The sequence below is a fragment of the Actinoplanes sp. NBRC 101535 genome, assembly GCF_030269225.1.
GTDB classification, from domain to species: Bacteria; Actinomycetota; Actinomycetes; order Mycobacteriales; family Micromonosporaceae; genus Actinoplanes; species Actinoplanes rectilineatus.
This window is the reverse complement of record NZ_BSSY01000003.1, coordinates 152,388-164,742: the sequence shown is the minus strand read 5'-3', so window position 1 is coordinate 164,742 and position 12,355 is coordinate 152,388. Positions and strand designations below refer to the sequence as shown.

The following is a 12,355-nucleotide window of genomic DNA, read 5'->3' as shown; positions in this document are numbered from 1 at the left end:
CCGAGCCTGCTAGGTTGTGGCGCGAAATGTCGGCGTCGCAGCGGAGGTGATCGAGTGAGTTCACCAGGTGGCCCCAGTCTGGCCCGGGTGACGATCGCCGCGCCCGAGCGGCGGATGGACATCGCCCTTCCGGACAACATGCTCGTGGCCGAGTTGCTGCCGCATCTGCTGCGGCACGCCGAGGGCGCACTGGGCGAGACCAGCGAGCGCAACGGCGGCTGGGTGCTGCGCCGTGCCACCGGAGCCGCACTGGAGCCGCAGCGCAACCTCGCCGCCCAGGGCATCCGCGACGGCGAGCTGCTGCACCTCAACCCGGCCCAGGACGACTGGCCCGAGCTGGCGTACGACGACGTGGTCGAGGTGATCGCCAGCGGCGCCCGCCGCGCCGGGCGGGCCTGGACCGCCGAGGAGACCCGCCGTGCCGGCCTGGCCGTCACCTCCGCCGCGCTGGTCGTCGGGCTGTTCGGCCTGGCCGCGACCGGCCCCGGCTGGCAACTCCCGGGCGTCATCGCACTCGGTGTCGCGCTGGCCCTGACCGCCGGTGGTGTCCTGCTCTCCCGGGCGTTCAGCGACGCCGGGGCGGGCGCGATCGTCGCCGCCGCCGGTCTGCCCTACGCGTTCCTCGGCGGCGGATGGCTGCTCACCCCGGACCGCGCCGGATTCCTCGACCTCGGCGCGCCCGGCCTGCTGCTCGGCTCGGCCGCCCTGCTGGTCCTCAGCCTGCTCGGGCACACCGGCGTCGCCGGACTCCCCCGGCTGTTCGTGGCCGGCCTCGCCACCGCGCTGACCGGCCTGCTCGCCGCCCTGCTGAGCCTGGCCGGCATCTCCGCCGCCGGTGCGGCCGCGGTGGCGCTCACCACCTCGATCGGGTTGCTCCCGGCGTACCCGGTGGTGTCCGGCTGGATCGGCCGCCTGCCCTTCCCCGAGCTGCCCAACCGGGCCGAGGAGATCCTCGAGGACCGGCCGATGCCGCGCCGCTCGGACGTCTTCGCCGCGGTGGTCCGCGCCGGCGAGGTGCTCACCGGCCTGCTGCTGGCCACCGCGATCAGCAGCGTGCTCGCGATGATCTACCTGGTGCTGGCGCGCCCGGACATCTCCGGTGTCCTGCTGATCGTGGCGGCGATCACCGCCCTGCTGCTGCGTTCCCGGCTCCTGGCGGTGCCGCAGCAGCGGGTGCCGCTGCTGGTCGCCGGCTTCCTCGGGATGGCCGTGCTGGGCCTCGGCCTGCTGTGGACCACGTCGGGCCTGTTCGTGCTGGCCGGCGCGGTGATCGCGGCCGTCGTCGCGCTGGGCGCCGCGCTGGTGTTCAGCCGCCGGACGCCCTCGCCCTACATGGGCCGGGCCGCCGACATGTTCGACGTGGTGGCGATCATGGCGCTGATCCCGCTCGCCTGTGCCGTCATCGGCGTCTTCGGCGCGATCCGCGGGCTCGTCGCGTCGATCGGCGGGTGATCCGGTGGCTTCCCGTCGCGATCAGCTCCACTCGTACCAGTTCATGAACCAGCGGGTCGTCTCGGCCTTCGTGATGCGCGAGACCGACCCGGCCCAGTCACCGCTGCGCCGCGGCATCGGCGCGCTGTTCGGCGGCCTGATGGTGGCGATCCTGGCCGGTGCGGTCGTCGGCATCGTCGGCATCGTCACCAAGGTCGGCAACAACAACTGGAAGACCGAAGGCGCGGTCGTCGTCGAACGCGAGACCGGCGCCAGTTTCGTCTATCTCAACGGCAAGCTGATCCCGGCCCTCAACCTGGCCTCCGCCAAGCTGGCCGCCGGGCGGCCCAACCCGACCGTCTACCGGATCGCCGCGAAAGCACTGACCGCGGCCCCGCGCGGGCTGACCATCGGCATCGCCGGGGCACCCGCCTCGCTGCCCGAGGCGGCCCAGAGCAGCGGCCTGCCGTGGACGATGTGCGCGGTCGTCGGCTCCCGCACCCGCTCGGTGCTGCTGGCCGGCGCGGGCGGGCCCGCGTCGAGCGCCCTCGGCGACCGCGGCGTGATCGTCCAGGACGCCGTCAAGGGCGTGCGCTACCTGGTCTGGCACGGCCGCAAGTTCCAGTTCCAGGACTCCAAGACCACCATCCTGGCGCTGTTCGGCGCGGTCACCGCCACGCCGGCCGGCACCGCCTGGCTCGACGCGCTGCCCTCCGGCCTGGACATCGCCGCGATCGACGTCGGCGACCGGGGCGCCGGGGCCACCGACCTCCCCGGCCGCAAGATCGGCGACGTGGTCGTCGCCCCGACCGCGACCGGCAGCGGCGAGCAGGCCTACGTGGTGCTCGACGACGGCCTGGCCGCGATCACCCCGCTGCAGCGGATCGTGCTGCAGGCCCGGTTCCCCGGCGAGGCCCAGGAGATCACCGTCGCCGACGTCGCGGACTGGGCGACCAGCAAGCGCTTCGACGACGTCGACCCGGCCACCCAGCCGCCGGCCGACCCGCCCGTGCTGGTCACCCCGGCGAGCGGCGAAACGGTGTGCGCGGTGACCACCGACGCGGCGGCCGCCCCGGCGGTATCGGTCGGCGGCACCGCCGACAGCCTCGCCGCCGCGGTACCGACCACCGCCGCGACCTCGGCCGGCCGGGCGCTGGCCGACGCGGTCCTGGTCCCGGCCGGCACCTACCAGCTGGTCAAGGTGCCCGGCTCCGGCGGATACGTGCTGATCACCGACCTCGGGGTGCGGTACGCACTACCGTCCGCGGACGCGGTCGCCATGCTCGGCTACGACGTCACCACGGCCGTGACGGTACCGACCGCGCTGATCAACCGGCTGCCGGCCGGCGTGACCCTGGATCCGGCAGTCGCGACCGCCGTCGCCACCGGCGTCGAGGAGTAGCGTCTGGCGGTGTGGAACTCGCCGGAGTTCAAAAGACCCTCAGCCCGGTACTCAAGGCCAAGGCACTGGACAACCGGCTGCCGTCGCCCATCCTCGGCGACACGGTGGCCGAACAGACGATGCGCCAACTCGACCCCGGCTACGACAAAGGCTGGTTCGCCACCAGCCAGCTCGGCCTCATCGCCGTGGTCCGCGCCAAGACCCTCGACGACTGGACCCGCGACTTCCTCGCCGGCCATCCCGACGCGGTCGTGCTCAACCTGGGGTGCGGCCTCGACGCCCGCGCCCACCGGATCGACCCACCGGACACCGTCTCCTGGTACGACCTGGACCATCCCGCCGTCGCCGACCTGCGACGCCGGTTCCTGCCCACCCGCGGGCAGGACACGCTGATCGGCTCCGACGTCACCGACCTCACCTGGCTGGAACGGATCCCCCGGGACCGGCCGGTGGTGATGGTCGCCGAGGGCCTGCTGGGCTACCTGACCGAGGCCGACGTGCGGCGCCTGCTGACCGGCATCGTCGAGGCCTTCCCGAGTGGACGGCTGCTGTTCGACGTCGTCTCGGTGGCCGGATGGCGGGCCTCCCGGTGGGACCCGATCGGCCGCCGGTACAACGCCCGGTTCCTCAGCGGCATCGACGATCCGGCCGTCATCGCCGGCTGGCACCCGCGGCTCAGCTACGTCGGCGAGGCACCGATGAACGATTCGCCGCTACTGATGGCCCGGGCGCCGGCGGGCACCCGGCGGATCTATCGGTTGCTCAACCTGTTTCCGGCCTACACCCGGTCCAGCCGGATCCTGCAGTACCGCTTCAGCTCCGAGTGAGTATTCAGCCGCGGCCGGTGCCGGACAGGTCGGTGAGCAACTCGACCGGCGGGCCCGGCTCGATCTTCTCCTCGACCACCGGCAGCGGCGGGGTGAGCACCGGCCGCCAGGTCCGGCGCCGTCGCATCGCGGCCGTGCCGATCAGCACCACGACCACCACGAACAGCAACACCCCCGCGCCGCCCAGGGCCAGCGCACTGCGGCGGTCGGCGTCACTGGTGTCCGGCATCCGGGCCGGCGCGACCTCGGGCAGGGCGCGGGCACTGGGCGCGACGATCTGTTCGGTCAACGCGGCGTACGGGTTGACGACCCCGGCCCCGTACTGCCCGGTCAGCGGGGCCGGACTGGCACCGGCCAGGATCGTCCGCACGATCTCGGCGGGAAGCAGGTCACCCCGCTTGGACCTGGCGACCGCGACCACGCCCGCGGTCACCCCCGCGGCGATCCCCGAACTGCTCGCCGCGACCAGTCCACTGCCGCGCTGCAGCGTCGGCACCTCAGCGCCCGGAGCGACCAGGTCCACATAGTCACCGGACGGCGAACCGGACAGGATCGTCCCGTCGATGCCGACCGCGCCGACACCCAGCACGTTGCCGAACCCCGCCGGGTAGGGGACGGCGTCCAGGCTGCCGGCCGTCTCGGTGTCACCCACCGACGCGACCACGATGATCCCCTTGGCCACGGCGGCGGTCACCGCGTTCTCCAGCGCGGCGGATTTCTGGTAGACCGGCTCGCCGATGACGATCACGTCGGCGGCACCGGCACCGGCGGCCCAGGTGACGCCCCGGACCAGCGGGGCCGCCTCGGCGGGGGCGGTACTCAGCGGGTTGTCGGCGACGACACGGACCGGCTGGATCCGGGCATACGGCGCCACGCCGATCACGCCGTTGCCGCTGACCGGCTGGGCCGCGACGGTCCCGGCGATCTGGGTGCCGGTGCCGCTGCAGTCGGTGTTCGCCGCACCGGTGCCGCGCACCGCGTCGAACCCGGCCAGCACCCGGCCGCGAAGCTGTTCCTGGTTGGCGTCGACACCGGTGGAGAGGACCGCGACGGTGACGCCGCCGCCCTGGCTGAAGGCGTGCACCTGGTCCAGGGCGAGCGTGGTGCGCGGCCACGGCGCGGCGGACTCCAGCTCACCGGCCTCGGCGCAGTTGTCACCGGGGGCGGCCAGCGCGGGCCCGGCGCTGAGGGGGACGACCGGCACGGCCACCAGCGCGCTCACCGCCACGCCGGCCAGCGCCCGGGACAGGCGACGACTCATCGAGAACACCGCCCGATGATAGTCATCCCAGGTCGTGAGCCCTGCGTGGCCCGAATCACCGGCTCCGGCACGGGGTACCCTGGCCGCTCCCCGCCGCCGATCACCGGGAGAGTCGCCGTTGTCCCGCCGCTGGATCACCTACAGCCTCGTCACCGTGCTCGTCGTCCTCGCCGGTGCGGTCGCCGTCTTCGTGGGCGGGAAGTGGTATTTCACCCGTAACGGCTCCTCGATCGACCTGATCCACCAGCGCCTGGCCGGGGTGGGACAACGACTGCAGGAGGCGGGCAGCGCCCGGGTGACCTTCACGGCCGACTACACACCGCAGGTCGCCGGCCCCACCGCCAAGTTCACCGGCACCAGCATGGTCACGTTCGGCGCGGACGGCGACAACGCGAACACCGAGTACACCAGCATCGAAGCCTCCGGCGTGAAGGAGACCACCGCCGAGAGCATCCGGGTCGGCGACAAGGTGTGGCTCACCACACCGGCGATCAAACCCAACGACGGACGCCGGTGGATCGGCCCGGGAACCGCCCGGTCCTTCGGGAACATCCTGGCCGACCCGACGAGCGGGCTGGCCGACTTCACCGTCTGGAAGCCGTTCCTCACCAAGGTGACCAGGAACGACGCCTTCCAGGGGTACGACAGCGAGAAGGTCCCCGACCTCCCCGGCGCGCCCCACAAGTACGAGGTTCTCTGCGGCGTCAGCGTCGTCGAGGCGATCAGCACCAGCTGCCCGCCTCCGCTGCCGGACCGCCTCGGCGATCTGTTCAACGCCATCGGCAGCCCGCTGCACTACCTCGCCTGGATCGACGACGACGGCCTGCTCCGCAAGCTCGAGGTCTACATCAGCATGGCCTATCTCGCCGACCTCGACACCTTCCCCCCGGCCGGCGGCCACCCGAAGGGCGAGTACTACGCCCGCGTCGTCTTCACCCTGGACCAGTTCGGCGCCCCGGTCACCGTCACCGCGCCGGACGACGCCGACGTCACCACAGCCAGGGGTGTGGTCCGGTCGGACTGAGGACATCGCCTTGTCGTCCCGGCGGCGCGTACCGCCTCGCGCCGCTGCGGATGGCACGGGCGCCGGATGACAGTCAGCCCAGGTGGCGGGCTATCCCTGGCCCAGCGCCGCCCGCCGCTCCTCGAGCACGGCACGGCGGAACCGGTCCGGGAAGCGGTCCCGGAAGGCGCGGCCGTTGTCGCTCCAGAACGCCCCGTCGGGCGCCTCGGCCGCGCCGGCCGGCACGAATTTCAGCGCCTCGTCGAAACAGGCGACGGCGGTGGCCCGCCACGCGAGCGCCTCGGCCGCGGTGGTGTCCGGCAGTTCGGCGGCGAGCGCCATCATGTCGGCGATCTCCACCCACTCACCGGCGTCGAAGAGCACTGAGGTCTCCCCGTCCGCCCCGAACGTCACCGCGGCGCCGGGCCGGGGCGGCGTCGGCCGCGCGGGCAGCGCGAAGACGAACTCCCGTGCCGCCCCGCAACCACCACAACTCCCGTGGTAACGACGGGCGAGCACGCCGTCCTGTTCGGACAGCGCGTCGGCCCAGGCGACGTCGACACCCTGACATTCCGGGCAGCCGTGCAAATCCATATAGAGATGGGCTTCGTCACGCGTACGGGCTACAGGCAGCACACTACCGATGATAAAGCCGCTGCTCCGGGCCGTTTCAGGCCGTCCCCGCACCCGGAACGGGCCGGCCGTGATCCGGATCAGGCCGGCGGGCTGAAACTGAGCAGCAGCAGGACCTGTTCGGCGGGGACGGTGATGCCGTCGTCGCCGCCCGGATTGACCGACAGGCCGTGACCCTCGGGCCACACCGCCAGCGCGAACGGCAGCGACACCTCGACGGCCGGCACCGGGTCGGGGTGGGTGCGGGCCAACGCCTCCGGACCGGTGAACACCTCGATCATCTGATCGGTTCCGGTCCGCCACGGGAAGCCCGGTTCGAGGATCTCCTCCGCGGCGAGCACCGGCCGGGTGGTCGGGATCAGCACCGTGGTGTCCAGCAGGCGATTCAGGTAGCCGTACACGTCACCGGCCCGGGCCGCCGCGGTCAGCGCCGCCGCGTCGTCGTCCGGGTAGTCGCCCCGCTCCCGGCGCTCCTGAAGATCGAACTCCTCGGCGAAATCGGCCACCGCCGCCGCGCCCAGCTCGTCCAGGGTCGGCACCTCGAGATCACCGACGGCGGCCTGCTCGACGGCCTCCACCGCGAGGTAGGCGTCGATCGGGGTACCCGGATTGATCGCCAGCCGCCAATCCGGATGTGGCCACTTGCGGCGCAGCTCGTAGTAGTTGGTGATCGCGTAGCCGTTCACCGCCCCGGCGGCCTGCGCGATCAGCGCCTGCGACGACGTGAAGACCGGCAGGAACACCTCGCCGAACGCGCGGACGGTGAGGAACCGCTGCTCCGGGGACTCGTCGCCGGCGATCTGCGGCAGGAACAGGTCGGCCAGCGCCAGCAGCTGGAAATAGGACTGCCGGTCGTTCTCGCCGACCGCCAGCAGCATCGCTTTCTCGACGTCGTTGACCGGCTGCCAGTCCGTCATTGATCAGTCCTCCGGTGCGACGTCGGCAACAGCACACCACACCCGTCCGGAAAGACCTGTTCGGCACCGGCAGCGGCATTCGCCGCCAGCTCTTCAAGATCATGGGGTACGCCGCGGAGCGCCGTCCAGAACGCGGCGAAATCGTCGGCCACCCGGGACAGCAGACGCTCACAGACGTCGGCGGCCGTGAACGCGTCCCGGTCCCGCGGATCATCGTCGTCGAGGTAACCGATCGCGCCGGCGTCCTCGCCACGGACCCGCAACAGCAGCAGGCCGCCCTGCACGAAACCGATCGCCAGCCAGTCCGGGGTCAGACGGTCACCGAACCAGGCGTTCGCATACGACAGGTCCTGCGCACGGTCGTCCCGGAACCCGAACAACGGCTGGTCCAGCACGAACCCCCACCCCGGGAGAACGGCCGGCATGCCGGGGGCGCCACCGTTGGTACGCTGGAGAAACTCGCGGTACGCATACGGTAGGCGTACCCCCAGAAGGTCTTCTGCCTTGGCCACCGCCTCGTCGGACAGGCGCTCGGAGAGCAGCACCCGCGGCGCCTCACCACCCCGCGCGGTGAGCCCACGCCCCGGCGCCCGCGAAGCGGCGACACTGACCCCGCCCAGGTGCCGGAAACTCGCGTGCAGCTCAGCCGGCACCAGGGCGAGCCTGCGCTCCTGCGCGGCGTGCGCCCACGTCCAGCCCGGCGGCGTGCCCACCGTGCCGTCCCAGAGTGGATCACCGGACGCCCGGGCGACCGTCTCGGCGGCCCGCACATCCACCACCCGCGCCTCGTCGAGGGTGAGGTCCGCGATCGCCGGCGGCAACTCGACCATCGTGCGCGCGTACGGCGTCCAGTCCGGGAAACCCCACGGGTCGACCGGAACCCCGTGCCGGTACCGCACGCGCAGCATGGGCGCGGCCGGGTGCGCGACCTGAAAGGCGTACCGGGCCCCCGCAATCCGGTCCTCGTCCATCATCCGCCCAGGGTAATCGCCGGACCGCCGGCGTGGGACACCTCGCACCGCGACGACATAAGGGCTGCTCCGGGCTGGGGTAGCCTGTCTGCTCCCCTCGATCGCCACCAGGAGGACCCCCTGTCCCGCGGCCGGATCATCTACAGCCTCGTCGTCATCCTCGCCGGAGTCGCCGTCATCGCCGGCGGCGAATGGCTGTACTCCCGCTACGGCAACTCGATCGACAACATCCACAAACGCCTCGCCTCCGTCGGCGAACGCCTGCAAGAAGCAGGCAGCGCACGCGTCACCTTCGCCGCCGAGTTCACCCCGCAGGTCGCCGGGCCGACCGCCGCCTTCACCGGCACCAGCATGATCAGATTCGGCGCCGACAGCGACGACGCCAACACGGAATACACCACCGTCGAAGCCTCCGGCAAGGAACCGATCACCGCCAAGAGCATCCGGATCGGCGACGACGTGTGGGTCACCTCACCCGTCATGAAACCCCAAGACGGACGCACGTGGATCGGGAAGGGCACCGCCCGATCCTGGGGCAACATCCTCGCCGACCCGACGAACGAGCTGGCCGACTTCACCGTCTGGAAGCCCTTCATCCCCCAGGTCACCCGCGACGACGCCTTCGACGGCTGGGACAGCAAGGACATGGCCGACCTGGACGGCGCCCCCTACAAATACGAGATCACCTGCGGCGTCAGCAGCGCCGCCGCCAACCCCGGCTGCGCGCCGCCGCTACCGGACCGCCTGGGCAACCTGTTCAACGTCATCGGCAGCCCGATGCGCTACCAAGCCTGGCTCGACGACACCGGCCTACTCCGCAAACTCGAAGTCAACATCAGCATGGCGTACATCGCCAGTGTCGACACCGCGCCCAAGGGCGGCGGCCACCCGCAGGGCGAGTACTACGCCCACGTCGTCTTCAACCTCGACCAGTTCGGCACCCCCGTCACCGTCACCGCACCCGACGACGCCGACGTCACCACCGAGATCGGCGTGATCCGGACCAAATAAGGACTTACCAAAGTCCGCGATTCCCCCACCATTTCCAGGAGAACCCCCTGTCCCGCGGCCGGATCATCTACAGCCTCGTCGTCATCCTCGCCGGAGTCGCCGTCATCGCCGGCGGCGAATGGCTGAACGCCCGCTACGGCAACTCCATCGACAACATCCACAAACGCCTCGCCTCCGTCGGCGAACGCCTGCAAGAAGCAGGCAGCGCACGCGTCACCTTCGCCGCCGAGTTCACCCCGCAGGTCGCCGGGCCGACCGCCGCCTTCACCGGCACCAGCATGATCAGATTCGGCGCCGACAGCGACGACGCCAACACGGAATACACCAGCGTCGAAGCCTCCGGCGAGAAACCGATCACGGCTGAAAGCATCAGGGTCGGCGAAGACGTGTGGGTCAGCTCACCCGTCATGAAGCCCAATGACGGACGCACGTGGATCGGCCCGAAGACCGCGTCCTCCTGGGGCAACATCCTGGCCGACCCCACGAACGACCTCCCCGACTTCACCGTCTGGAAGCCCTTCATCCCCCAGGTCACCCGCGACGACGCCGTCCACGGCTGGGACAGCAAGAACATGGCCGACCTGGACGGCGCCCCCTACAAATACGAGATCACCTGCGGCGTCAGCACCGCCGCCGCCAACCCCGGCTGCGCCCCTCCCCTGCCGGAGCAGTTGGGCGTTCTCTTCAACGTGATCGGCAACCCGATGCGTTACCAGGCCTGGCTCGACGACACCGGCCTGCTCCGCAAACTCGACGTCACCATCAGCATGGCGTACGTCCGCGAAGTCGACACCAACCCCCTGCCCGGCCACCCGCAGGGCGAGTACTACGCCCACGTCGTCTTCAACCTCGACCAGTTCGGCACCCCCGTCACCGTCACCGCACCCGACGACGCCGACATCACGACAGCCCGAGGTGTGATCCGGCCGAAATAAGGACCGGCTCAGTCGAGGGTGATCGTCGCCCCGATCCCGTAGTGGTCGGAGAGGTACGCCCGGCGGCCGTCGGCCAGGGCCACCTCGTCGGTGAGCACCAGGTCGGCTTCGGCCCGGGCGCCCCGGACCAGTACGTGGTCGAAGGCGGGCGGGTTCGGCCACTGTGTCGTGGGCCGATAGGTCGGCCGGGTGTCCCCCGCCATCGCGTCGGTCAGCCCGGCGGCCTCCCGGAACCAGGCGAGCGTCTCCGTCTTCCGCGGCAGGTTGAGGTCACCGACCACCACCAGCGGCCCGTCCGCGGGCAGCGCGGCAGCCAGGTGGTCCAGCTCGGCCCGCTCCACCCGGGTGTACCGGTTCTCCGGCGACCAGTCGTCGTCGAGATTCGCGGACAGGTGCGTGTTCACCACGGTCCACTCGCCCGCCGGGGCGGCGATGGTGGCCAGCTGGGCGCCCTTACGCATGAAGAACTCCGGACGGACCGGCCCGCTCATCGGATAGCGCACGAACCGGTGCCGCACGACCGGCAGCCGCGACAGCAGCACCAGACCGCCTCTGATCACCACCGATCCGGTGGACAGGTAGTGCCGGAACCCGGGGGCTACCTCGCGCAGCACCCGAACGTTGCGGCGGTACATGAACTCTTGAAGACAGACCACGTCATACTCCGCCAGGAACGGACCGAGCGCCCGCAACCGGAAAGCCACGTCCCCTTTGTAGAGCGTGTTGAACGTCAGCAGCCGCACCGGATCATTCTCTTTTCTCCCGCCGTCGAGACGTACCGATTGATGGGACCTCGACGGTCAGAATCCGATGTCGAAACCCGTCTCGGGATCCTGGCCCATGATCTCGCGGGCACGCCGAACGTATTCCCGATCTGCCTCTGGCGACGCGTCCATGTCGACATGGTGGAGGTTGTAGTCGGAGCCCTCAGGGTGATTCTCCGGACGGAACGGCGTCGTCGCGGCATGCTTCTCCACCCATTCCGCGTGCCAAGCGCTCAGCGCTCGACGCCGTTCCGCCGGGGTGGGCGGCGGAGGTTGCCCCGGAACGTTCCGTTCCTGAATGCGGTCCGCGCCCTGGGCGCCCGCCGATCCCACCAGTCGGCGGGCACGTTCCACCACGTCCGGCGCGACCGTCTCGGGAAGGGCGAACTCACGAGCCAACATGTGACCGTAGAACTTGTTCTCCGGATGTGAACCGGTCTCCCGTACCATGTCCACGATCGACTCGGACCACACCCACATCCCGTCGGTACGGTAAGTGCCCTCCGCGCCCGTCATGACCAGCGGCGCCCGGGTGAGGAACGCGATCACCTCCTCACGGTCCTCCACATCGAACTCCTCAAATGCGGTGCCCGGCGTCTCCTTCGCGAGCCGAAGCACGAATCCGCCCGACTCCTGCAGGGCCAGCGCTCGCCGAATCGCACCGAACTGCCACACCGCGGTCGCAAGAACCCGTCGCGGCAAAGCATCGCTCGTCTGCTCGAGCCGGCCGGGCAGCTCTCCTCGCTCGGCCCGGGCCAACATGTCCGACGGTCGCCACTGCCCGTCCCGGCCGAGTAGCTCATCCACCGTTCCGGACTCCGTAACGACCCGCCGCAGCACCCACGACGGGCTGGCTTCATGGTCGGCGGGACGCAACCGGATGAAGTACGTGATCTCCGCGCTCGCCGGCGACAGCTCAGCGTCCTGGATCCGCTCACAGCGCAGGTAGGCGAGAAGGTCATGTTGTTCCTTCTCGGGCAGCGTCGCGAACGCCTGGTATGCGGCCTGCCGGGCATGCGGTGCCTGGGTCTGCAACAGTGCGACGATCGCGGCCCACGCCATCGTCACCAGATGAAACCGGTCGTTCTGCAGTTCCGGCCGGGTGGCCAGCTCCCCGAGGGCGACGGCGGCCCGCACATCGGCGGCGGACCGATCCGCCAGCTCGTAGACCGCCTTGCCCCGGAATCGATTGCTGCCCCT

At 70.9% G+C, this 12,355-nt stretch carries 13 protein-coding genes; 6 read left to right on the top strand and 7 right to left on the bottom strand.

Translation table 11 applies throughout. The features are described from left to right. Window positions 1-54: 54 nt before the first annotated feature. From eccD to QSK32_RS09815, 3 genes are read left to right on the top strand one after another with little or no spacing between them, the layout of a single operon-like run. Window positions 55-1,452 (top strand): type VII secretion integral membrane protein EccD, encoded by a 1,398-nt coding sequence (gene eccD / locus QSK32_RS09825; protein WP_045748244.1) that lies wholly within the window; start codon window positions 55-57, stop codon window positions 1,450-1,452. A 4-nt stretch (window positions 1,453-1,456) separates the two neighbouring features. After that, on the top strand, window positions 1,457-2,833 hold the full coding sequence (gene eccB / locus QSK32_RS09820) for a type VII secretion protein EccB (RefSeq protein WP_045748243.1): 1,377 nt from the start codon (window positions 1,457-1,459) through the stop codon (window positions 2,831-2,833). 11 nt (window positions 2,834-2,844) lie between these two features. Beyond that, window positions 2,845-3,660: a class I SAM-dependent methyltransferase gene (locus QSK32_RS09815; protein ID WP_045748242.1), complete on the top strand. Its 816-nt coding sequence runs from the start codon at window positions 2,845-2,847 to the stop codon at window positions 3,658-3,660. 4 nt (window positions 3,661-3,664) lie between these two features. Here QSK32_RS09815 and QSK32_RS09810 read toward each other — a convergent pair whose 3' ends face one another. Continuing rightward, window positions 3,665-4,921 (bottom strand): S8 family serine peptidase, encoded by a 1,257-nt coding sequence (locus tag QSK32_RS09810; RefSeq protein WP_245674363.1) that lies wholly within the window; start codon window positions 4,919-4,921, stop codon window positions 3,665-3,667. Window positions 4,922-5,039: 118 nt separating this feature from the next. On the opposite strand from QSK32_RS09810, the gene QSK32_RS09805 reads away from it, so the two are divergent. After that, window positions 5,040-5,945 (top strand): hypothetical protein, encoded by a 906-nt coding sequence (locus QSK32_RS09805; RefSeq protein WP_285471710.1) that lies wholly within the window; start codon window positions 5,040-5,042, stop codon window positions 5,943-5,945. 90 nt (window positions 5,946-6,035) lie between these two features. On the opposite strand, the gene QSK32_RS09800 is transcribed toward QSK32_RS09805, so the two are convergent. The 3 genes from QSK32_RS09800 to QSK32_RS09790 form a co-directional block, all read right to left on the bottom strand. After that, a complete protein-coding gene (locus QSK32_RS09800; RefSeq protein ID WP_285471709.1) occupies window positions 6,036-6,518 on the bottom strand; it encodes a hypothetical protein in 483 nt (160 codons plus the stop codon). A 119-nt stretch (window positions 6,519-6,637) separates the two neighbouring features. Continuing rightward, window positions 6,638-7,474 carry an SseB family protein gene (locus QSK32_RS09795; protein ID WP_045748239.1) on the bottom strand — a complete coding sequence of 279 codons (837 nt, stop codon included), beginning with the start codon at window positions 7,472-7,474 and terminating at the stop codon, window positions 6,638-6,640. Then, window positions 7,471-8,448 (bottom strand): SMI1/KNR4 family protein, encoded by a 978-nt coding sequence (locus QSK32_RS09790; RefSeq protein ID WP_285471708.1) that lies wholly within the window; start codon window positions 8,446-8,448, stop codon window positions 7,471-7,473. The genes QSK32_RS09795 and QSK32_RS09790 overlap by 4 nt, the downstream gene beginning before the upstream one ends. On the opposite strand from QSK32_RS09790, the gene QSK32_RS09785 reads away from it, so the two are divergent. Further along, window positions 8,395-9,456, top strand: coding sequence for a hypothetical protein (locus QSK32_RS09785; RefSeq protein WP_285471707.1), 1,062 nt, complete (start codon window positions 8,395-8,397; stop codon window positions 9,454-9,456). The two genes, QSK32_RS09790 and QSK32_RS09785, sit on opposite strands and share 54 nt — an antisense overlap. A 133-nt stretch (window positions 9,457-9,589) precedes the next feature. Here QSK32_RS09785 and QSK32_RS09780 read toward each other — a convergent pair whose 3' ends face one another. Beyond that, window positions 9,590-9,865, bottom strand: a complete 276-nt coding sequence (locus QSK32_RS09780) for a hypothetical protein (RefSeq protein ID WP_285471706.1) — start codon at window positions 9,863-9,865, stop codon at window positions 9,590-9,592. Between QSK32_RS09780 and QSK32_RS09775 the strand changes: the two genes are divergently transcribed. Then, window positions 9,864-10,391: a hypothetical protein gene (locus QSK32_RS09775; RefSeq protein ID WP_285471705.1), complete on the top strand. Its 528-nt coding sequence runs from the start codon at window positions 9,864-9,866 to the stop codon at window positions 10,389-10,391. The genes QSK32_RS09780 and QSK32_RS09775 overlap by 2 nt on opposite strands. Window positions 10,392-10,399: 8 nt before the next feature. Here the strand turns inward: QSK32_RS09775 and QSK32_RS09770 are convergent, their stop codons facing one another. Both QSK32_RS09770 and QSK32_RS09765 read right to left on the bottom strand, forming a co-directional pair. Then, window positions 10,400-11,134, bottom strand: a complete 735-nt coding sequence (locus QSK32_RS09770; protein WP_045748119.1) for an endonuclease/exonuclease/phosphatase family protein — start codon at window positions 11,132-11,134, stop codon at window positions 10,400-10,402. A gap of 57 nt (window positions 11,135-11,191) precedes the next feature. Continuing rightward, window positions 11,192-12,292: a hypothetical protein gene (locus QSK32_RS09765; RefSeq protein ID WP_285471704.1), complete on the bottom strand. Its 1,101-nt coding sequence runs from the start codon at window positions 12,290-12,292 to the stop codon at window positions 11,192-11,194. Between the last annotated feature and the right edge of the window lie 63 nt (window positions 12,293-12,355).